Source organism: Bradyrhizobium sp. CSA207 (assembly GCF_029051685.1).
In the GTDB taxonomy this organism is placed as follows: domain Bacteria; phylum Pseudomonadota; class Alphaproteobacteria; order Rhizobiales; family Xanthobacteraceae; genus Bradyrhizobium.
Map to the genome: position 1 here is coordinate 1 of NZ_JAACFT010000060.1, position 20,934 is coordinate 20,934.

Sequence of the window (20,934 nt, forward strand, 5' to 3'; positions counted from 1 at the left end):
GAGCGAGCTTCCGGCCGATACCAAATCAAAGCGCCGTCCGTATAGTGGATGGGTTGGGTCGGTTACGGTAATCTGCTCCAACTGATCAGATGGCTCCCGAATGGGGGCATCATGCTGTGTGGTCGTATCATCCGGGCTTGTTCAATGACCGCCTGGTGCTCGGGCTCAAAGGTACGATGTCAGAGGCAGAGCTGCATGTGCTGCGTGCGCGGCTGCTCGGTGGCATCCGCAACAAGGCCGCACGCGGAGAACTGCACCGCGGGCTGCCGGTGGGTCTGGTACGGGGCGACGCCGACGGGGAGGTGCTGTTGCATCCTGACGAGTCGGTGCAAGCCGCGATCCATGCTGTCTTCGACCGCTTTGCCGAATTCGGCTCGGCACGACGCGTGTGGCTGTGGTTCCGCTCGCAAGGCCTGCGCTTTCCGCTGCACTCCAACAGCCTTGTCGATCTCCGCTGGGTCGCCCCCACTTACACAAAGATCCACCAGGTCCTCACCAACCCGTTCTATGCCGGCGTTTATGTGTATGGCCGCACCCAGCAGACATGCTATCTCGATGCGGGCGGTCGAATCCGAAAGCGCATCAGACAACGCGACCGCGAGCAGTGGCCGGTGTTCATTCGTGACCATCATGCCGGATACATCGATTGGAATACCTTCGAGGCGAACCAGAAGCGCCTGGCGCAGAACATCCGTCCTCGACCGCACCAGAGCGGGGGTGCCGTGAGAGAAGGCGCAGCACTCCTGCAAGGCCTCGCCGTATGCGGACACTGCGGTCGGCGCCTGGCCGTACACTACAGCGGCCGGTTCTCGGCGCCCGGATATCACTGCGCCGGCAAGAACATCGTCAACGGCCGGGGCGAGTACTGCCTCAACATCGGCGGTGTGCAGATCGATGCGGCTATCGCCGAAGCGTTCCTTGCGGCTCTCGCGCCCGCAGGCCTGGAAGCCTCGCTCCAGGCGATCGAGCAATTCGACGCCGATCACGAGACGACTCTCGCGCAGTTCCGTCGCGACGTCGAGCGTGCGCGCTACAACGCGCAGCGCGCCGAGCGACGCTATCGCGCCGTGGACCCGGAGAATAGACTCGTCGCGCGTGGACTCGAAGCAGAATGGGAAAGCGCTCTGCTGGAACTGAAGACTGCCGAATCCGAACTCTCGGACCGCGAACATGCCCGACCGCGCTCGCTTACGCACGAAGAACGCGACGCGATCCTTGCACTCGGTAAAGACCTCAAGCGTATCTGGTTCGCTCCCACGACGAGCGATCGCGATCGCAAGGAGTTGCTCCGCACGCTGCTCGACGATGTCACCTTGAGAGTCGAGCGCGATAAATACAACGCTCACCTGACGTTGCGTTGGCGCGGCGGTCTCTTCAGTGAAGTTAATGTCCCATTGCCGCACTCGCATCCATCGCCGATCCGCACCGCCGACGATACGATCGATCTGCTGCGGCGACTGGCTGCACATTATCCCGACACCAAGATCGCCGGCATCCTCAATCGCCAAGGCCGTACAACGGCCACAGGACTGTCGTTTACGGCAAATCGTGTGTCGAGCCTGCGGACGCACTGGGAGATCCCGTGCTTCCAGCCGAAACAGCAAGTGCAGGACGGCGAGTGCATGACGATCGAGAAAGCAGCACGCGCTCTCGGGATCGCACCCTCTACTTTGCATCGCTGCCTCAACGATGGCTTCATTGCCGGAGAGCAGATCACACCTGGCGCGCCGTGGCGCATCCGTATCAATGACGAGTTGCGGTCGCGCTTTGTGGAGAGCGCGCCCGAAGGGTACGTGAAGATGTTCAAGGCCATGAATCTACTCGGCGTCTCGCGGCAAACCATCTTGCAACGTGTAAAGCGCGGCGAGCTTAAGGCCGTTCACGTCTATCGCGGACGGGCAAAAGGCATACGAATTCAAGTACCTGCAGTTGCTCCGGACCTCTTCGACCCTGTCAAAAAAAACTGAAGGTGTAGTATGACGCAACATCCAAGAAGCCTTTGATGTCGAGATCGAGCACCCAAGTCAAAGCGCCAGCATCTCTGCCGTGCCGCAGCCAACGCATCATGCGCCGACCGACCGGGACGATATCCAAAGGAGTCATCGTGGAACACTGGTTCCAGGACGGGCTCAAGATATCGCTTGACTACCATTTGGGCGATTCTGTCAGAAACGGTCGGGATACCTAACGATCTCGTTCCCCGTCCGTCCCCTTTCGGTATGTCAACTCGACGAACCGGTGGCGGCATGTAGCTGCCCGACGACATTCGATTCCAGAGCCGATAAAGGTTGTTACTCAAATCCTTCTCGAACTCCGCGACCGTTTGATCGTCGACGCCAGCCGCCCCGCGGTTTTCCCTCGCTCGCTTATAAGCCAACCATACTTCGCGCTTGGAAATATTAAACGGTCTTGCTTTATCCACGCTGGTCCTCCCCTTGCGGGTTGCCAACATAATAAAGCCGGGCGACGTCACCCCTTCGGTCCAGCTCCGTTACAGAGCCTTCATTCCTACTACGAGCGACTCCGCCCCTGTGTCCCGCATCGGTACTCTCGCCCTCGCGGAGTCCATCCGCTTGAGCTTCTCCCTTGGCATCGGGACGACAGGTTCCTGAGTTCCTTTCCAAAGCCTGGATCAAGGTCACGCCGCCTCCATGCCGGACGCCGATTGAGCAGTAGACAGGTTCCCCTCAATCTTTATTCGCGGGACAGAAGTCTGGGTCCCGGTTTCGACGTCGTTTGATACGTTTCGACACGTCATCAGCGGTTTACTTCCGTTCGTCTCCTTGAACCTCACCTGACGGAGTCTTGCTCCGCCTTTTCCATCGACGTTCACCACAATGGCTCTTGACCAATGCAGCTCGTGGCGGTTTGAAGCCTGCTCCTGCAAGCCGACTTCGAGGGGCCTACCCTCATCTCCGATAAAGCATCGCCACCGTTCATATTTCGAACAGTGACGTTCACAGCACACCACTTCTTCATATTTGATGCTGCGCCAGAGCCGTTCGACAAACACGTTGTCCCGCCATGCGCCCTTGCCGTCCATGCTGATCGCGATGCCGTTGTCGGCGAGCACGCCGGTAAAAGCCTGTCCGGTGAACTGCGCGCCCTGATCCGTGTTGAAGATGTCCGGCTTGCCGTGACGAGCCAAGGCATCCTCCAGCGTCTCGACGCAGAAGGCGGCTTCCATGGTGATCGACAGCCGCCACGACGGCGCGCGGCGGCTGAACCAGTCGAGCATAACCGCCAAATAGACGAAGCCGCGCTCCGTCGCGATGTCGATAATGTCCATCGCCCAGACCTGGTTCGGCCGCGTGATCTCCATGCCGCGCAGCAGGTATGGATGGATCTTGTGGCCGGGCTCTGGCCTGGTGGTGCGCGGACGGCGATAGAGCGCCTCTATCCCCATCCGCCGCATCAGCGTCTTCACATGCCGACGGCCGATCTTGCACCCCTCGGCAGCCAGCAGGCCTCTCAGCATGCGCGAACCGGCGAAGGGAAACTCCAGATATGCGGCCGGTCGAGACGCCGCATGATCGCGAGATCGGCGACGGCAGGTAATAAACGCTGCCGCGACTGATCTGCAAAACTTCCGCCTGCCTGGTGATCGACAGATTATGCTCGCGGTCGATCATCGCTTTGCGCTCAGCAATCCCGCCTTGGCGAGCGCGCCTTCTAAAAAACTATGCGCGGCGCTGCGCTTCCCCTGTGGGATAGAAACGAGCCGGCGCTAGATTGCCGACCGGAAGGGAGCGGCCGATACGATTTTGGTGGCACGTGAACCCGTTAAAAACCCTGGTGCATGGGTTGTTGCGCACTTGAGAGTGGTGACGCCATCCGGCGATCCCGTTTAGGAATTTGACCAATAGTGCAGCCCAGCCGTTCCGCCGGCGTCAGCAGGAGGATTGGAGATGAACCCCAAAAGATCGAAGTCGAGGAACGGTGATAAGATGCCGATGGTGCACCCGAACGCGGCTGCCATCGACGTCGGAGCGACTATGCACATGGCTGCCGTGGGGGCAGATCACGCACCGGAGCCAGTCCGCAGCTTCGGTACCTTCACGGCCGATCTGCATCGGCTGGTCGACTGGTTTACTGAATGCGGCGTCGAGACCGCCGTCATGGAATCGACCAGCGTCTAAAGGATTCCGATTTTCGAGCTTCTCGATGCCCGGGATTTACCGTGTTTGTTGTCAACGCGCGCGATGCCAAGCACGTGCCGGGGCGCAAGACCGATGTCAGCGATGCGCAATGGCTGCAGCGGCTCCATTCGTTCGGTTGCTGCGGGCCAGCTTTCGGCCCAAAGGGCAGATTTCCGAGCTGCGAGCCTACGTGCGTCAGCGCGAGCGTCTGCTGGAGTACGCGGCCTCACACATTCAGCATATGCAGAAGGCCTTGACGGAGATGAATCTTCAGCTGCACCACGTCGTCGCCGACATCACCGGCGCGACCGGCCTGCGTATCATACGCGCGATCCTTGCCGGCGAGCGCGATCCTGAGGCGCTGGCGTGCTTGCGCCATTACAGTTGCCACTCCAGCGCGGAGACGATCGCGAAGGCGCTCACCGGAAGCTATCGCGCCGAGCATCTGTTTGCGCTCGAGCAGGCACTTGCACTTTACGACGCCTACCACGAGAAGGCATCTGCCTGCGACGCCCGGATCGAAGCCGTGTTGAAGGAACTGAGCATCCATCGCGGTCATGACCATGGATCAGCGCCGCGGGCCTCGCGGCGTGGGAATCGAACCGATCAGGCGAACGCTCTAGCTTTCGACGTCCGCGAGGCGCTGTTCGCGTTTCTCGGAAAGGACGTCACCACGATCGACGGCCTCGGTCCTTACCTCTCGCTGAAGCTGATCGCTGAATGCGGCGACGACCTCTCCTCGTGGCCAAGTGCAAAGCATTTTACCTCCTGGCTGGGACTGGCGCCGAGCAACAAGGTCTCCGGCGGCAAAATGCTCTCGTCCCGAACGCGCCGATCCGGCGGCCGGGCGGCGGCACTTCTGCGCCTTGCTGCCGTGACCATGGGTCGTACAGACACCGCGCTCGCCACGGCCCGCAAGATCGCAGTTCTGTTCTACAATGCTGTGCGATACGAAATGGACTATGTCGATCCCGGGGCCTCGTCCTACGAGACGCGTTACCGGACGCGAGTCGTCAACAATTTGCATCGGCGTGCCAAGGCATTCGGCTTTGTTCTCCAGCCCTTGGAGCCGAAAGTCGGTGCTGCCGTTTCTTAGGAATCGTTCTCCAGCGTCAGCTCACCGATCTCAGCGCAAACGAAGTTTGTCGCTTGGCGTGCAGCGACTTCACATCGATCGCAGGCGTGGCCGGCACAGCGCTGTCAGGTCCAAAAACTCCGGAAGCGCCACCTCCAGCTGCGCCTTCCATGCCGCAATCTGATTGGGGTGGACTCGAACTGCTCGGCAAGCTGAGCTATCGTCCGGTCCGCCCTTGACGGCGGCAAGCGCCACCTTCGCCTTGAAGGCCGGTGTGTGGTTCCGGCGTGCTCGTTTGCTCATCGTCGCTCCCGATTCGCAGGCACAAGCGTGCCCACCGTCAGGCAGAAACTCCACTTATCGACCTGTTCAAATTTGCGGATCCGGCTCTGTTAAAGCGCTGTTGAGTTTACTCGCCATATATTGGCCATGTCAGCTACCGCGATGCGGCCTACCACCGTCACCGGTTCGTCGAATCTTCTCGCCATCGCGGCTGAACGCGCCTTTGTCGACGGAGGCACCGCATTAGCGAACACCTGCTTTGCCGCTCCTACGGTCGTACTTCGGTTGGCGGTCGATGGAGCAGCGTAACTGCGCACCTCCGCGATCCTTGGCCAGCTATCGCGAAGCCTTTGCGCATGACGGTCCTCTTCGGCCGCATTTCGCGCAAGACGCCGGCCGCGTTTGCCCTCTAAGATCTCGATCGGGACTTCGTTCTCGCCTTTCTTGATGAGCTCGAGGAGAAGCGCAACAACTCAGTGGCAAAGCGCAACGCCCGGCTAGTACCGGGAGCCCACTTTCTTCCATCACGTCGCCGCGGCCGATCCCGCCTCCGTCGACGTCGCTCAACGGGCTCTGACGATCGCACGCCGCCAAGCTGGAATTGGCTACTCGCGCTCCAGTCAGATTTACGGATGAGCTAGGTCACGTTGGCGGGCGGCTGCTTGGTGGCCTTGATGCGCGTTACGCTGCACCGGCGATCGACGCTCACGGGCAAGTCGCCATCGATGGTGGCGCGACGAACGATGCGACGGGCGTCGCCGTAGTCATTGACCGCATAATGTTGTGTGGCGCGATTGTCCCAGATCGCGAGATCGCCCTCCTTCCAGTTCCAGCGCACGGTGTTTTCGGGCGCGGTGATATGAGACTGGAATAGATCCAACAGCTTCTGGCCGTCATATTTTGGTATCCCAACAAAACGCTGCACGTAATAGCCGAGCACCAGCGTGCGCTCGCCAGTCTCCGGGTGGACCCGCACGACGGGATGCTCGGTCTCATAGATCGTTCTAGTGAAGATCTCGTCGTAATACTTCTTGTCGGCCTCGCCAGAGGTCCTTACGCCGTAGTCGTTGGTGTGAACAGCCCAGAGCTCGTCGGCAAGCCGTTGCAGAGGCAACGGCAGGTCAAGATAAGCCGCAGCGGTGTTTGACCAGACCGTATCACCGCCCGATGGTGGGATCACAACACCTCGCAGCACCGTAATCTTGGGATAGGCGTCGACGAAAGTCCCATCGCTGTGCCACAGATCGACCCGGCTAGCGGGGCGGACGGAATCAACGTCGATGATCGAAGCCGTTCCCTTGCTAGCACCGATCGTTGGATGCGGCACAAGGTTTCCAAAACGGAGGGCAAAACGCTCCTGCTCGGCGTCGTCGAGATGACCCCGATCGCGGAAGAGCGCCCCATCGCCGCTTTGAGCGGCCCAAATCTTAAAGCCCCGGCTTTGCCATGGGATACTTACCATGGCGAAATCCCATGCTGGCCTGATATTGGTCATCCGCGTTTTGTAACGCCGAAAATTGCCCGCGCCTCGGCCGGTGTGGCGACGCTGGCGCCCATGCGCTCAATGATCCCAACCGCGTTGTCGACGAGCTCGGCGTTGGATGCCAGCACGCCACGTCGAAGATAGATGTTGTCTTCCAATCCTACCCGGACATGCCCGCCCATTGCCACCAATTGTGCCGCCACGGGCATTTCGTCGGCGCCGCAGCCAAATCCACCCCAGACGGCCCCTAAGGGAAGAAGCTCTCGCATCGCCTGCAGAGCAAGCAGAACAGCGGGAGCGCCATAGCCCGTGCCGAAGCAGAATTGGAAAAGGGGAGGAGCAGCAATTGAGCCTTGCGATATGAGCTCCTTGGCAGTTTCAACGTGGCTTAGATCGAAGCACTCAAGCTCAGGCTTGACGCCGGCGTCTCGCATGAGCTTCGCGAGCTCTCGTAGATCCGACATGCGGGCAACAAAAATCCGGTCCCCGAATGCCATCGTACCGCAATCCAAGCTACTAAGCTCCGGTTGAAGTTTGAGGGCGTGCAGACATCGCCCCGTAGGATTCTTAAGCGTCGTTGCCGTGCCGATCCTTATCGGATCCACGGAATCGAGCACCAGTTCGCCGTCCATTCCGCTGGTCAAGTTAATGATAACATCAGTGGATGCGTCCCGGAGTCTCTTGACTACTTGTTCGTAGAGCTCGAAGCGGTTCGAAGGACGTCCGGTGTCTGGATCGCGGACGTGGATGTGGACGACCGCAGCCCCAGCTTTCGCAGCCTCCAGCGCTGCGTCCGCAATTTGCGACGGCGTCTTGGGAAGGTTTGGGTGCTTTGCAAGCACGGCAGACCCCCCACCGGAGACCGCGCAAGTGACGATGACTTTGTTGGACATCAGGACCTCCTATGTTAAGGGAGCGAGGGCCACTCCTAACCGACGGTGGACGAGTGACGTTCGCCTTGCGATTACCAAGGGAAAATAAACGCGTGCGAATGCCAGACTGTTTTGTCACGAGGACGCTGCTGGCACTCCCTGCGCGTCATCGAGTGCGGTTGCGATTCCGGTCAGTGGACGCCGACCACGAGGGATCAGCGAAGGCAATGATCTCGGCTGGCGAGACCGCCAGCGGTGGTCATGGCGGCCCTTTAATCGCTTGAAGTAATCGAAGTGGCAATTGCGCGTGCGCAAAGTGGGACGAAAGATCGGCATCAGCGCCAGCGCCTCTCCTTCGTATCGTACGCACCGGCGAGCGGATCAGTCACGGCCATCAGCTCACGTTTGAGTACCTTATTGCTGGTGTTCGCTCTAGGAAGGGCCGGAGTGAAGGCGATGTACCGCGGCACCTTGAACGCAGCAAGGTGCTCACGAGCATGCTTAAGAATTCTCTCCACGGTCCGATCGTCCGGCGTGACGCCTTCCCTCAATTCGACGTGAATCTTGACTTCCTCGCCGCGCTTTATATCGCGAACGGGCACGGCGGCTACGTCCGCAATCTCGCGAATCCCGCGGATGACCGCCTCTATCTCGCGTGCGGCGATGTTTTCGCTCGAGCGGCGGATCATGTCCTTCGTGCGCCCCACCAGCCAATGGAAGCCGAGCTCATTGCGACGCATTAGATCACCGGTCTTGAACCAGTCGCCATCGAACGAGGCGGCATTTGCTTCCGGTTTGTTCCAATAGCCCCTGAAGATCCCGCGCCCCCTCACCCACAGTTCCCCGATCTCGCCAATCCGCGTGGGGCTGCCATCCTCGTTCATCAGCTGCAGTGTCCGAAAAGGTGCGCGAATCCCAGCCGAGCCCGATTCGGCCAACTCGTCGAAGTGGTTCATCATTCGCGTGCCGAAGCCGATTTCCGTCATCCCGTACGCTTCCTCGGTGCGCACTCGAAATCGCTTCCGGAATTGGCGCACCGTATCAGCACTCCAACCCCAATTCAGTGTGTGCTTCAGGCATGTGGCCCCGTTTGCGTCGGCGGCCTCGGCCTGACGAGCTATCAGTTCGGGCACCTGGCACCATTCGATGCGGTGCTCCTTGAGCCAACCGATGAAGCGCTTCGAGCTGAGTTGCGAAGCCAGGTAGAGCGTGCCGCCCTGTCGATACGACTTAAGAAGATGCAGTGGCGGATCGACATAGAAAAAAGGCTGTGCAGACAGATACCTCTGGTACGGCTGCGCGTCACAAGACGTGTGTTGATAAGAGAACACGCTCCAGTAGTCGTGAGTCAACATGCAGCCCTTCGGAAAGCCGGTTGTCCCGGAGGTATATTGAATGTTCAACAGGTCGTCGGGACGAATATCCTCCTCCACCAGGGCGTCGTCGACGCCCTTGAGCAATTCATCGAGAGTAGTGCCTGTCGCGTAGGAAGGCTGTCCAATGAGGAGCAGACGCTCCTTGGCGAGCTCTTGCGGCCAAGGCTCCATCGCCGAGAACACTGACCATGCGGACTTGTCGACGATGGCGAATTTGGCCTGTGTATCGCTGAGAACGTATTCAATCTCCCTTTGCGTGTAGCGCATGTTGATCGGGACCATCACCGCACCTAGCTTCGCCATAGCGAACCACAGCAGCGGGAATTCGATGCAATTGGGCAGCATCACCCCCATGCGATCGCCTTTGCGTACCCCGAATGTACGTAGCGCATGCGCATATTTGTTGGACAATCTGTCCATCTCCGAGTACGTAGCGCGCTCACCGCGCTCGAAGACGTCCAGTGCAACAGTTGAGCCGTGCGTATTCGCCCGCATTGAAACGAGTTGTCCGATCGTGATGGTCTTATATGACGCCTCCAGCGCCTCGTTTTTACGCAACGCGTCTGCGACTCGTTCTTCCAACTGCATGTGTACTGATTTTGTAGGGGGCATTATCGAAAACCTTGGGGTTTAGGTGGTCTCAGACAAGTCTTCCAACGGACGCAGCCCATCCATTGGACTGTTCGATCAGATGCCGATCATCAGTGCGCCCGATGGCGGTGATACATCCTTAGCAAAGATCGAGACACTACCTATTCTGGTGAGGAATATTGCATTGGCAATTTGACGAAAGCGGCACGTATCAGCATTAGAGCATGGCAGAGCGCGTTGGGATCGGCAGCGGGGGATCGACAAGAAGGCGGTCACGCCTCCGCCCATACGCGACCAGAATGGGTACTTGATCAGGCTGCGTGCACTTGCCTGACGACCGCCCACATGAAGCCGACCAGTTCACGGGCGATTGCAGTGCAGACCACCTTCGTTCGCTTGCCGTGTGCGGCGAGCTTCCGGTAGCGAGCCGTCAGGCGGCTCTACGCCTTCCATGCGATCTCCTGCACCATCGGCGCAGCCTACTCGAGCCGATATAGCTTGCGCTTTCCGATCTTGGGCGGGTGTCGATAGGTCCAGGCGCTCTCGACCAGCATGTGGCGGACACGGCCGTTACCGGCTTTGATGATGCCACCACGCCTCACAGTCTTTCGGTCGATCGCTCGCCACCAAGCCGAGAGAGCCCATGAGTTGACGTGGGCTTTCAAAACGGCTCACGTCACCAACCTCTGTGGCGAATGTTATCGCGACAAACAGATCGATCCCTCGCAATGTCTGCAGCGCCCGTACGAGCGGCTCCAGAGACCAGGCCGGAACGAACTCTTCGATCGTGCGCTCCAGACGTTCGATCCGCTCCCTGGCGATGCGAACCGCTTCCACCATTTCGTGGAGCGCGATCTGATGCGCAGGGTAATCGAACCGCTGTTCTTGAAGCCAGCGCAGATAGCGCATCGTCCAACCCTTCTTGCGAGGATAGGTGCGTCCGTGCTTAAGCATGAAGGCACTCACCTGTTGGCGGTGGACCCGCAGCGTCTCAACCGCGGCCGCTCGGGCGCGGACGAAATCTCAGATCGCTCCGTGGCTTTCATCGGGAACCCATACCGCCATTAACTCGCCGGCGCGCAGCAGCCGGGCGAGAGAAACAGCGTCCCGGCGGTTCTTCTTCACGCGATCGCCCGGCTTCCTCGGGATCAGCGATGGCGCAACCACGGTGCATTCGAGGCCGAGCGATCGGATCAGGCGATAATGGCCATAGCCCGTCGGACCGGCTTCGTAACAGAAATGCACGCGATCAAATCGTCTGGCGATCCGTTCAATCACCGGCACATGCTGGTCGCCGACACGTCGACCTGTTTCCGCAACTGCGATGGCCAGCCTCGCGACGTCGATTCCGACAAATGCTTACCTATAATCTGCCACGGCTCGTCCTCCTGTGATGAGGATCGGCTCGGACCGCCCGAGCAAGCCTCGGACGCGCAGTGTAGGGCGAGCCACCTCATCGGCAGAGGCGGACATACGGTCTTACTGTGGGCCGGCCCTGGCGCAAGGTGAAGGTCACCGGACGGCGTGCCGCAGAGAATTTCGCCGCCTGCAAAGCGCAGCCGCTTTTCCGACGAGCAGATCATCGGGATCTTGAAGGAGCAGGAGGCCGGGGTTCCGGTGGCCGATCTGTGCCGCAAGCACGGCGTCAGCGACGCCAGCATTTACAAATGGAAAGCCAAGTTCGGCGGGATGGAGGTCTCGGAAGCCAAGCGGCTGAAGGCGCTGGAGGACGAGAATACGCGGGAAGCGGCTGTTGGCGGACGCCATGCTGGACAACGCGGCGCTGAAGGACCTGTTGGGAAAGAGGTGGTGACGCCCGCGGCCAAGCGGAAAGCTGTCGCGCATCTCATGGATGCCCACGAGATGAGCGAACGGCGGGCGTGTAAAGCCATCGGCTGTTGCCGCACGACCATCAGATATCAGACGAGCCGGGCGGATGATGCCGCCTTGCGCCAAAGCATGAGAGCGATCGCCGAGGTGCGCCGTCGCTTCGGCTACCGGCGCCTGGCATGTTCTGCTCAATCGGGAGGGTTATCTGATCAACCACAAGAAATTGTTCCGGTTCTAGAGGCTCGCGGTGTCGCCGAGGCGGCCGCAAGCGGGCGATCGGGACCGGGGCACGGATGACGGCGCCGATGGCGCCAAGTCCAAACCGCCGAATCTCGCGCGCCCAGTCCAGTGGTGAGCGGTGGCGCAGGCCTCGATGCCGACCAGGCATCGTCGTAGGCGTTGGCGGCATCAACTCGGCAAAGCTGCAAGACATCGATCCGCGGCACTATCTGACCGATGTTCTCGAGCGCATCGTCTCTGGACGTACCAAGATCAATCAGCTGCACATGCTGTTGCCGTGGAATTGGAAGGCCGAGCGCGATGGTTCGGAGGCAAAGCTCGCCGCCTGATCAGTTCGACGGCAGGGCATCGGGAACCTCCTGCGCATCGCTGGTGTCGTCATAGATCTCCTCGCGGATCACGCGCAGCGTCACCTCTTGCAGATAGACTTGCAGCGCACTCTCCAGCTCGGTGAACTCCGGCAGCAGCACTTTGTCGACGAAGCCCCGTGACGCGCGGATCATCACCGTGTTGCGTCGCTGGCGGTGATAACGAAACGGCCGCAGCCCGCAGCGACGACAGAGCGCCAAAAACAGGTGCCGGGACCATTGGTCGGGAAGTGAGAATTGCTGTTCGATCGGTGGATCGTGGCAAGCGAGTTCCTCGACCCGGGCACGCACCCGCCGCAGCGCGGCTTCCGCCGCAAGGCGCTCACCAGCAGTTCCGGCACCCACGAACAACGCCTCGATCTTCCGAAGCTTCTCGCGCAGCTGCGACTCGCTGGTCATTCTGATGCCCCGTTGCCCGGCTCCAACCTGCGATCACCCCATCACCGTGCAACGGCAGCGTCAATCATCCCGACAGCGCAATCCAGAGCATTCCGCGCTCAAGTCAAGACCGGGCACGGTGATCCTCCGATGACGCTCACGTTCGGAGTTCCACTACGTCCCGAAGCACGCCTGTTGGCTCAACATGGTGGAGATCGAGATAGGCGTCATGGCCGGCCAACGCCTCGACCAACGCGTCGACAGCTACGCCCGGCTCGCCATCGAAACCGCGGCCTGGCAGAAGCGGAGCAATGCCGAGTGTGCCCGCATCAAATGGATGTTCACAACCCAAAAAGCCCGCGCCAAACGCGCCTACCACAAACCAGCTGCCAAATTCGCCCGAGCAAAAAGACTCAAAACCTCTGTGACGACGTACTAGCACGAACTTCGCGATCCCTCGTCTTGCAGATATAAAGGCCTAAGAGAGGCGGGGTTGTATGCCGAACGATCTCGTGGTGTAAGTGGCGAACTTTAGATTCAGGAGACTAGCTACGAATTATTTTATTGACCCGCTCGATGCGATCTCCACGGCCCGCAATAAACATTCTCCAATCAATTTTCCTCTTCATGGCGTTTCGCTCGGGCGAATTGAACAGGAGGTCTTTGCGAATGTCTTCCGGTAACTTGACATCGGTCGTTACGCCATACCGAAACGCCTTAGGGATTCCGAGCATACCATCATCGGAGAGCAACTGCTCAGCAAACGCGTGTGCGGCTTCGAGATACCGCACACCCTTGACGATGTTGATGTAGCTCGTGATCGAGTAAACGCCTTGACGGGGGGCAACGGTCTCTATCGGTACGCCTTTGCTACGTAACTCGTAGGCGCGACCATCTGCGAAAATGCCGGCATAGACCTCTTCGCTTTGGAACATCTGCGACTCGGAGACGGAGGTCTGCGCGATCGCGACGATATTCGGCTTCGCGGCGGCCAGCACCTTGTACGCTGGCTCCATGTCGGAAATCGAGCCGCCATTTTCCTCGGACAAGCCAAGCAGAAATAGGCTGTAGGCATCGGATGTCGGCGCCGGAATAACCGCACGACCCGCTAGATCAGGCCGGGCTATATCGGAGTAGGACGTCAGCGGCTGCTTGATGTATTTCGAATTGTATACTGGAACGATTGAGGCAACACTGAATGGTATACCATAGTCCCCGTATTCGTGGAGCCCTGGAAGGAGCCGCTTGATATTTGGAACATCTGATTCCTTGATATGTTCGATAAGACCGGCCTTAAGGAGCTCAACCATACCGGCACTATCGGCCATAAACATGTCGTATGGTGGATTGTCCTTGTTCGCGACTAGTTTCACGAAATCCGCCGCTTGAGAGCCGGCGATGAATTGAACTTTAAGACCGTATTTATCCTCAAGCGGAGCCGCTACACCCTTCATAAGGCATTCGTCAAACGCGCCGCCAAATCCGTTTATACGCAAAGTAATGCCGGCGAATTTCCTCGACTGAGCGTGGACGTATGGCAACGTCAGAGCGCCAGCCGCAGTTGCGACCTTCAAAAATGTTCGCCTTTTCATTTCCGGGTCTCCTTCGCTCCTCCGAGTGACGATTCCGACAGAACGGTAGAACGGCGAAGGCCAGATGCTCGCGGTCGTGATTGAAGATCTTGGCCGTCACCTCTATTGGCGGATCGTCCATGCGCCAACGATAAGGCAAATCGCACAGACAAAGATCGGACTGAGAAACCAGCAAATCGTCAACCCAAGAATGATCGGCCACCGCACGCACTGCGGTGCCTAGCGCGACCCTGAGCGATAGCGGCGACTTCACGCTCGATTGGGCTGCAATCGGGTTCATTGCGACACGGCGAAGAATTCCAGAAGCGCGGCAGCGGTTTCTGCGGGATTTTCCTCGGGCAGGAAATGGCCACCGGCAATGGCGCGGCCTTCCGCATGCGCCGCCCAACGCTGCCAAACCTTGAGCGGAGCGTCGCCTTCACTCGGGCGGACCTTCGTGCCCCATAAGATCAACACGGGCGCGGCGATACGGCGGCCGGCTGCTTGGTCCTCGTCGTCGAGGCGCCGGTCGATCGTCGCGCCAGCTCGATAGTCTTCGCAAAAGGCGTGAATGCGCGATTCTTGGTCGAATGCGGCACAATAGGCATCGAGGGCGTCGTCGAAGGCGACTAGGCTTTTGTCCCCCGTCCAACTCGCCAGCATATGCTTTAGCCACGCGATCGATGCGCCGCGAACCAGCGTCTCAGGAATCGGCGCCGGTTGGGCGAGGAGCGGCCAATGGTAGAGCTGGACGGCGCCTGCTGCATCCATGCTTTTCCAAATCTCGCCGGTCGGAATGATGTCGATGACCGCAAGCCTCTCGACACGCTCGGGCGCATCGAGTGCGAGCCGATATGCAACGCGGGCGCCCCGGTCATGTCCGACCACGTTAAAGCGCTCAAAGCCGAGCGCTGACATTACGGCGACCGCATCTCTGGCCATTTCGCGCTTCGAATAAGCGACGCCATTTTCGCTCGGCACGACCAAGGAATCTCCGTAGCCGCGCAGATCCATTAGCACAACAGTATGCGTTTCGGCGAGGCGTGGCGCGACCTTCCGCCATTCGAGGTGCGTCTGGGGAAACCCGTGGAGTAGCAAGAGCGGCGGGCCGTTTCCGCCGACTCGAGCGAAGATCGAAGCGACTGGCGTCGCGATCGTGCGCGTCGCGAAGCCGGAAAAAAAATCTGCCCCCGCGCTCATGCGCGCCTCGCAGCGATTGCGCGGCCCGATACTTCGGCATCGCTCCCAACGCTCGAAGACCCCCATAACGATCTACCAGTCATAACAGTCTACCAATCCTCTTGAGGAGCGTTGCTAATTCTGGTCAACGTTACGCACTCGCCGCTTTGAATCTTTTCATCACAGGGGTTTCGTTAATCTTGATCTACGGCCGTCCAGTTCTCGACACATCCCTGCCAGACTGGACGTTACTAACCTCAGAATTAGGTAGCTTCGCTGCAAATTTGCGCTCTTTTAGCCGTTCATGAGCGCAAATCCGGAAACGTTGCCGCTTTCCACCCGCGTGAACGGAGACAACTGATCGATCCGTGGCTGCGGCTCCAGACTTGCGGAAATTCGGGAAGCGAAGGTTCGTTTTTATGCAGCTGTCTGCGGACAATCGCGCAAGTTTGACCGAGTCACCAGAATACCTCGGATCCTCTGGAACCGGGCCAGATCTCCGAGTTAATCAGCTCCGCCTCGCCGAATGACGTACTGTCGCTCCAGATGAAGTGAAGAATCAGCAATCTTTCGGTGATGGCGACGTTCGGCTTATTCTTGCCCATCCGCTGGAAGCTATCGCGGCTGAATCGATATCGCTCCACGTGACTGCGCGCTGCACAAGACGAGTCGCTTAAGCTAATCCTGACTCTACGGTGCCCGCTACGATTTGCTGGAGATCCTGAACACTCGCTATGCCCGCCACCTCCACCGCGCCTCAAGATCAACTCAACGATGCACTTGCGCTTTACCAGTAGCAACAATACCCATAAGCTAAGGATAACTACATCAACTGTCCCGGACGGCGCACGTAGGTCTCCTTGATGGCGTCCGCTGCCCAGCAGGCGAGCATGCCGATCGTTGCCGTGGGGGAGGGGGAAGAGTTCTGCGGGAAGGCGCTGCCGCCGACCACGAACACGTTTGGCACGTCCCAGGACTGCAAGTACTTGTTCACGACGCTAGTGGACGGGTCGGCGCCCATCACGGCACCGCCAACGTTGTGCGTACACTGGTACGGAACAATACTGTAATTCTTGGGCACCGCTCCTGCGGAATGGCTCGACGCCTTCAGCGCCCGAGCGATCTCCCGCGCGCGTTCGTAAGCGTAGGTAAGCATCTTGCGTTCATTCTCTTGCCAGTCGAACGTCATGCGCAACAACGGCAGGCCATTGGCATCCTTGTAGGTCGGGTCGAGATCCAGATAGTTCTGGCGATAGCTCATACATGAGCCGATCAGGTTGATGTTCATTGTCCGGCGGTAATACTGCGCAACCGCCTTCTTCCACTCGCTACCCCAACGCGGCGTGCCGGCTGGAACTGGTTTTGACTTGATGGGCAATGCGCCTTGATTACTAGACTCGATCACCGCGCCTCCGACAAACTCGAGCGGGCCGCGGTCGAGCACGTCGCCCAGAAGTTCGTCGGCCGCCGTGTGGACCGACCCTCCGCCTATGAATGGATTGAAATCCTTGTCGTCGAAGAACACGGAGACAGTTCCACAAGTCTGGAATGAGTAATTTCGCCCGACAACCCCACGGCCAGTGTGCGGGTCGTATGGCGTGCCGATTCCGGAGAGCAGCAGCAGGCGCGTGTTATTGAAGCAGTAGGCCGCCAGCACCACCAGTCCGGCGGGCTGTTCGACTTCATCCCCGCGCGCATCGATGTAGGTAACGCCCGTCGCCAGCTTGCCTGTTGAGTCGAGGTTAATCCGTGTGACATTGCATAGGGGCCGCATCTGGAAAGTTTTCTGGCGATAAAGCGCAGGCAGCACCGCCGTAAGCGGTGTCGCCTTGGCCCCTTCTGCGCAAACGTGGCTTGTGCAGAAGCCGCCGTGACGGCAGCGTGGCAGCATGACCTTGTACAGATTGCGATAATCTTGGGTCATTGCCGCGCTCGGGAACTGATACGGCACGAACCCCAGTTCGCCAGCTGCATCGGCGAACAGAGCGCCTTGCGGCGTGCGGCGCGTCGGCGGATTTGGAAATTCGCGCGAACGGGGTCCCTCGTGTGGACTGCCGCCCGGCTGGATCTCGCCGTTTAGGTTGCCGGCCTTCCCGCCGACGCCGAAAATATGCTCGAATTGGTCGTAATAGGGCTCGACCTCATCCCAAGTCAGACCCCAGTCTTGAATTGTGCTATCCCGCGGGAGAAACGCCTCCCCATATCGAGCCGTGAGCGCTGAGCGCATTTCGAAATCAAATGGCATTTGGCGTTTCGCTTGGGCACCCCAGAGCGCCGACGAGCCACCCACCATCTCGCCGGGCTTAAACGACCCGAGTTCGCGCATCGGGAGAGCCGTCTGGCCCGAGTGGTTGCGAAACGTAATGGTCTCGCGTGAGAGGTTCTGGAAGAAGTCGTTGTGGCGGTCGTACTTGAGTTCATCGTGCACGAACGGTTTGACGAACTCAACGTTGGGATCAACCATCCGCCCCCGCTCCAGACAGACTACCTGCAGGCCTGCATTGGCCAGTTCCATAGACATGATGGAACCGGCCACACCGCTGCCGATGACAACAACGTCAACGGGGTTGAGTTTTGTTCGGACCACGGTTACTCCCCTTCCTTCTCGATCACGATGTGCCGCACGAAACCTTCAGCATCGAGGCGGACCTTGCCTCTCTGGTAATCGAGGATGCTGACCGGCTCGGCTCGGTACGCTTGCGCTTCGCCGATGCGGTTGACATACGCTCCGGACGGCATGCCGGGGAAGCCGAGAAGCTTCCATCCAACCTTGTCCTTGTTGCCGCCGTACATGGGGTCAGCGAAGAAGCCCTCCTCTGTATTGCGCCACAGGATGTCAAAGAATAGCTTCGAGGAGAGCGATGGCAGCTGTATCTCATTGCGCTCGAGCGCTCTCAGGATTTCGTCGCGTGTCCTGGGCGCCAACTGATCGAAGGGGCTGCCATGCGTGGTGCGGCAGTGCTTATCAACTTCCCGGATACCCACGCGGTAGATTTCCTGCGGTGTCAATCTCGACTGAAAGCCTTGCTCGGGCGCGCCTTCGCGCCAAGGGCCCGCGCGGTAATTGCGCCCGTGCGTACCCCATGTGCTAGACAACTGCCGGTCAATATAGCAGGTCGCGCCCGCCTCTCGCGCGCCAGGCCCCAGTTCGTCCGCCGGAATTAGCCGCTCCACCGCAGCATCGAGGAAATTCGCCTCATGCGGCAAGAGATACAACAGTACTTTCGATTGCCCTTCTGCTTCCATTTGCGCCTCCCCTCAAAAAACGCGTTGCGGCCTCCCAGTCAAGTCATCTCCCCGGCTCAGTGTCGGCGGTGAGGCGGCATCACTGCCTGTGCCCGCTCCGGTCTACGCAATCGTTTTGTGCAGTGCCGCGCCTATACTTCGAGCACGATGCCCTGCCTGTTGCAATCGACCCCAGGTGCAGTGAGCCAATCTTAATGACTCGATGGCTGCGTGGAGCGGTGCCACACATAGCGATCCGGCGCCTGGTCCTTGATGAAGGCAGAGCCGTAGTCGGCGAACGCACGCATGCCCAAGGATGTCTCACTAGAGAGATCGATGATGCGCACGCCATACGACGCCCCCGTTGATAGCGCCACAAGCTCCTCTTTTGGAGCCAAAGCGCCATCTTCGTGCTCGCCAGGGCGCCGGAATCCCATTGCCATTTCCGAAGCCGTGATCCGAGATAGCCTCGTAAGACAATATAGGTTGGCGGCTATTAAAAGGTGCAACAATGGTCTTAGATCGGAGAAATACTGCGAGACTCTGGCGAGCAGCTGCGTGATTCATAGCTCGTGCGCTCCTATACTGTCGGACCAGCTGTGGTCCGGCAGCGCGACGAGGTGGCGCGACACCCCCCGCGAGTCTTGGTAGGCTGCCAACGGGCAGTAGCCACCGACGCATGCATGGTGCCGCCCACCACAACATCGCCGTTATCCATCGCGAGGGTATCAAGTCCAGCAGTCTGCCAGCTGCACGGGAACGCGCGGTAGTCGGTGCGCGCGCTAGCCAACCACAGAGCTCCAGAAGCGCTTGCGAGAAGAAGTCCAGATTGGGCACGTACGGCCAACCGCTTGGTCCGCTCGGCTCAGTCGCTCATCGTCAGATTGAGATCGGTATCAGGACGAAGCCGTCCGGAATTCCCGCCGTGCGCCCTCGCGATCGTCGCTGCACCGAGCACAGACTTACTTGGCTATCCATCCGCGCATCGCAGGATTGCGCAGCATCGCTCAGACAGGACCGGGCAACACCAACGACGAACTTGCCTCTCCAAGTAAGCCCGCTCCAACTAACCAATACCAATGGAGCGACCGGCCGGCCTCTCGCCCACCCTCCAGAGCCGGGAAACATGCGGGTCGTGGAGGCGATCAAGGAGCCAGCACCGTCTCGACCAAGCTTACCCAATAGCCGATGCCATAAGGCAATGCCTCATCATTGAAATCATATGCCGGATTGTGCAGCGCAGCGGTCGGCCCGTTACCAAAATAGATTATTGCACCAGGCTTGGCCTCAAGCATGTAGGCGAAATCTTCGGATGATATCCGTGGCCTCATCTTGTCGTTCACGGAGGCAGGGCCAACAAGATTGCGCGCCGCGTTAATTGCCAGATTTGTCTCTTCCGCATGGTTGAAGGTGACCGGCTCGAGCCGCCGATACTTGAACTCGATATCCCCACCAAACCCGTGCGCTATTCCTTGCGCTAGTGCCGCAATCTGTCGTTCGGCGAAGTCTCGCAAGCGGGGGAGAAGGCTCCTGACGGTGCCAGAGATTTCAGCCTGACCGGGAATGATGTTGTACGCCATGCCAGCGTTAAGCTTGGTGACGGATATTACAAGTGAGTCGAGCGGATCCGTGTTGCGCGACACCAAAGTTTGCAAGCCGAGGATGATCTGTGCTGCAATGACGAATGGGTCGACCGTCTCATGCGGCCTAGCCGCATGTCCGCCCCTGCCCTTCACGACAAGGTCGAACTCGTCAAGCGCGGCCAAGACGGGGCCATGGCAAATGCCAAACTTGCCGACCTCCATACCCGGCGTGTTGTGCATCCCGAAAACCCGGGAGATGCCGAATCTATCCATGATCCCTTCTTGGACCATCCTTTGGGCGCCCCGTCCATCTTCTTCCGCGGGCTGAAAGATCAAAGCGACGGAGCCCTTGAAGTTGCGGGTCTCGGCGAGATATTTGGCGGCGCCAAGCAGCATTGCCGTGTGACCGTCGTGGCCGCAAGCATGCATCATGCCAGGTGTTTTCGACGACCAGGGCTTGTTTGACGTCTCAAGGATTGGCAAGGCGTCCATATCTGCTCTTAATCCGATCGTCGGCCCGTCTCCGCCCCCGCCCTGAATCAATGCGACGATACCGGTTTCAGCTATCCCGGCCTCGATGTGATTGATGCCGAAAGAAGCCAGCTTCTCAGTTACGAAACTTGCGGTGTTGTGCACCCGATAATCGAGCTCAGGATTCTGGTGGAGGTACCGACGCCACGCGGTGGCATCGCTCTGCAGATCCCGGAAAGTCTCAACGCTGCGCATGTCCAGCTCCCAAGCT

General features: G+C 59.4%; 10 protein-coding genes and 9 pseudogenes. 5 read left to right on the forward strand and 14 right to left on the reverse strand.

Annotated features, from left to right (window positions below):
• Positions 1–137: 137 nt before the first annotated feature.
• Positions 138–1,967 (forward strand): recombinase family protein, encoded by a 1,830-nt coding sequence (locus tag GWG65_RS38075; protein WP_275200531.1) that lies wholly within the window; start codon positions 138–140, stop codon positions 1,965–1,967.
• Between the two features lie 28 nt (positions 1,968–1,995).
• Here GWG65_RS38075 and GWG65_RS38080 read toward each other — a convergent pair.
• Together GWG65_RS38080 and GWG65_RS38085 are read right to left on the reverse strand one after the other, a co-directional pair.
• Positions 1,996–2,452: pseudogene (locus GWG65_RS38080) on the reverse strand (reverse transcriptase domain-containing protein); the annotation flags it as partial.
• 516 nt (positions 2,453–2,968) lie between these two features.
• Positions 2,969–3,680 (reverse strand): annotated as a pseudogene (locus tag GWG65_RS38085) (IS3 family transposase); the annotation flags it as partial.
• 228 nt (positions 3,681–3,908) lie between these two features.
• Here GWG65_RS38085 and GWG65_RS38090 point away from each other — a divergent pair.
• Positions 3,909–5,235, forward strand: a pseudogene (locus GWG65_RS38090) (IS110 family transposase).
• A gap of 2 nt (positions 5,236–5,237) precedes the next feature.
• On the opposite strand, the pseudogene GWG65_RS38095 reads toward GWG65_RS38090, so the two are convergent.
• From GWG65_RS38095 to GWG65_RS38115, 5 genes and pseudogenes are all read right to left on the reverse strand, one after another.
• Positions 5,238–5,517, reverse strand: a pseudogene (locus GWG65_RS38095) (transposase); the annotation flags it as partial.
• Positions 5,518–6,133: 616 nt separating this feature from the next.
• Positions 6,134–6,889: pseudogene (locus GWG65_RS38100) on the reverse strand (TauD/TfdA family dioxygenase); the annotation flags it as partial.
• Positions 6,890–6,987: 98 nt separating this feature from the next.
• Positions 6,988–7,872 (reverse strand): 3-keto-5-aminohexanoate cleavage protein, encoded by an 885-nt coding sequence (locus GWG65_RS38105; RefSeq protein ID WP_275200533.1) that lies wholly within the window; start codon positions 7,870–7,872, stop codon positions 6,988–6,990.
• A 314-nt stretch (positions 7,873–8,186) separates the two neighbouring features.
• Complete coding sequence (locus GWG65_RS38110) at positions 8,187–9,815, reverse strand: class I adenylate-forming enzyme family protein (RefSeq protein WP_275200534.1); 1,629 nt, start codon at positions 9,813–9,815, stop codon at positions 8,187–8,189.
• Positions 9,816–10,129: 314 nt separating this feature from the next.
• A pseudogene (locus GWG65_RS38115) lies at positions 10,130–11,165 on the reverse strand (IS110 family transposase).
• Positions 11,166–11,354: 189 nt separating this feature from the next.
• On the opposite strand from GWG65_RS38115, the pseudogene GWG65_RS38120 reads away from it, so the two are divergent.
• Together GWG65_RS38120 and GWG65_RS38125 are read left to right on the forward strand one after the other, a co-directional pair.
• Positions 11,355–11,956 (forward strand): annotated as a pseudogene (locus tag GWG65_RS38120) (transposase); the annotation flags it as partial.
• A 99-nt stretch (positions 11,957–12,055) separates the two neighbouring features.
• Positions 12,056–12,217: pseudogene (locus GWG65_RS38125) on the forward strand (transposase domain-containing protein); the annotation flags it as partial.
• On the opposite strand, the gene GWG65_RS38130 reads toward GWG65_RS38125, so the two are convergent.
• Positions 12,218–12,655 (reverse strand): hypothetical protein, encoded by a 438-nt coding sequence (locus GWG65_RS38130; protein ID WP_275200535.1) that lies wholly within the window; start codon positions 12,653–12,655, stop codon positions 12,218–12,220. It lies immediately after the preceding pseudogene.
• 139 nt (positions 12,656–12,794) lie between these two features.
• Here GWG65_RS38130 and GWG65_RS38135 point away from each other — a divergent pair.
• Positions 12,795–13,073: pseudogene (locus GWG65_RS38135) on the forward strand (IS630 family transposase); the annotation flags it as partial.
• A 106-nt stretch (positions 13,074–13,179) separates the two neighbouring features.
• On the opposite strand, the gene GWG65_RS38140 reads toward GWG65_RS38135, so the two are convergent.
• The 6 genes from GWG65_RS38140 to GWG65_RS38165 form a co-directional block, all read right to left on the reverse strand.
• The gene (locus tag GWG65_RS38140) at positions 13,180–14,226 is read right to left on the reverse strand and encodes an extracellular solute-binding protein (RefSeq protein WP_275200536.1); all 1,047 of its coding nucleotides are present in this window, start codon (positions 14,224–14,226) and stop codon (positions 13,180–13,182) included.
• Positions 14,227–14,502: 276 nt separating this feature from the next.
• Entirely contained in the window at positions 14,503–15,405 is a 903-nt protein-coding gene (locus GWG65_RS38145) for an alpha/beta hydrolase (RefSeq protein ID WP_275200537.1), read from the reverse strand.
• An 802-nt stretch (positions 15,406–16,207) separates the two neighbouring features.
• On the reverse strand, positions 16,208–17,971 hold the full coding sequence (locus tag GWG65_RS38150; protein ID WP_275200538.1) for a GMC family oxidoreductase: 1,764 nt from the start codon (positions 17,969–17,971) through the stop codon (positions 16,208–16,210).
• 2 nt (positions 17,972–17,973) lie between these two features.
• Positions 17,974–18,630, reverse strand: a complete 657-nt coding sequence (locus tag GWG65_RS38155) for a gluconate 2-dehydrogenase subunit 3 family protein (protein ID WP_275200539.1) — start codon at positions 18,628–18,630, stop codon at positions 17,974–17,976.
• Positions 18,631–18,821: 191 nt separating this feature from the next.
• Positions 18,822–19,046 carry a hypothetical protein gene (locus GWG65_RS38160; protein WP_275200540.1) on the reverse strand — a complete coding sequence of 75 codons (225 nt, stop codon included), beginning with the start codon at positions 19,044–19,046 and terminating at the stop codon, positions 18,822–18,824.
• Between the two features lie 708 nt (positions 19,047–19,754).
• Positions 19,755–20,918, reverse strand: coding sequence for a M20 aminoacylase family protein (locus GWG65_RS38165; protein WP_275200541.1), 1,164 nt, complete (start codon positions 20,916–20,918; stop codon positions 19,755–19,757).
• Positions 20,919–20,934 lie beyond the last annotated feature (16 nt).

Excerpts from the sequence above, each read along its gene's own strand:
- GWG65_RS38105 (WP_275200533.1), bottom strand. The coding sequence starts at position 7,872 with ATGTCCAACAAAGTCATCGTCACTTGCGCGGTCTCCGGTGGGGGGTCT.
- GWG65_RS38110 (WP_275200534.1), bottom strand. The coding sequence starts at position 9,815 with ATGCAGTTGGAAGAACGAGTCGCAGACGCGTTGCGTAAAAACGAGGCG.
- GWG65_RS38130 (WP_275200535.1), bottom strand. The coding sequence starts at position 12,655 with ATGACCAGCGAGTCGCAGCTGCGCGAGAAGCTTCGGAAGATCGAGGCG.
- GWG65_RS38140 (WP_275200536.1), bottom strand. The coding sequence starts at position 14,226 with ATGAAAAGGCGAACATTTTTGAAGGTCGCAACTGCGGCTGGCGCTCTG.
- GWG65_RS38145 (WP_275200537.1), bottom strand. The coding sequence starts at position 15,405 with ATGAGCGCGGGGGCAGATTTTTTTTCCGGCTTCGCGACGCGCACGATC.
- GWG65_RS38155 (WP_275200539.1), bottom strand. The coding sequence starts at position 18,630 with ATGGAAGCAGAAGGGCAATCGAAAGTACTGTTGTATCTCTTGCCGCAT.
- GWG65_RS38160 (WP_275200540.1), bottom strand. The coding sequence starts at position 19,046 with ATGGGATTCCGGCGCCCTGGCGAGCACGAAGATGGCGCTTTGGCTCCA.
- GWG65_RS38165 (WP_275200541.1), bottom strand. The coding sequence starts at position 20,918 with ATGCGCAGCGTTGAGACTTTCCGGGATCTGCAGAGCGATGCCACCGCG.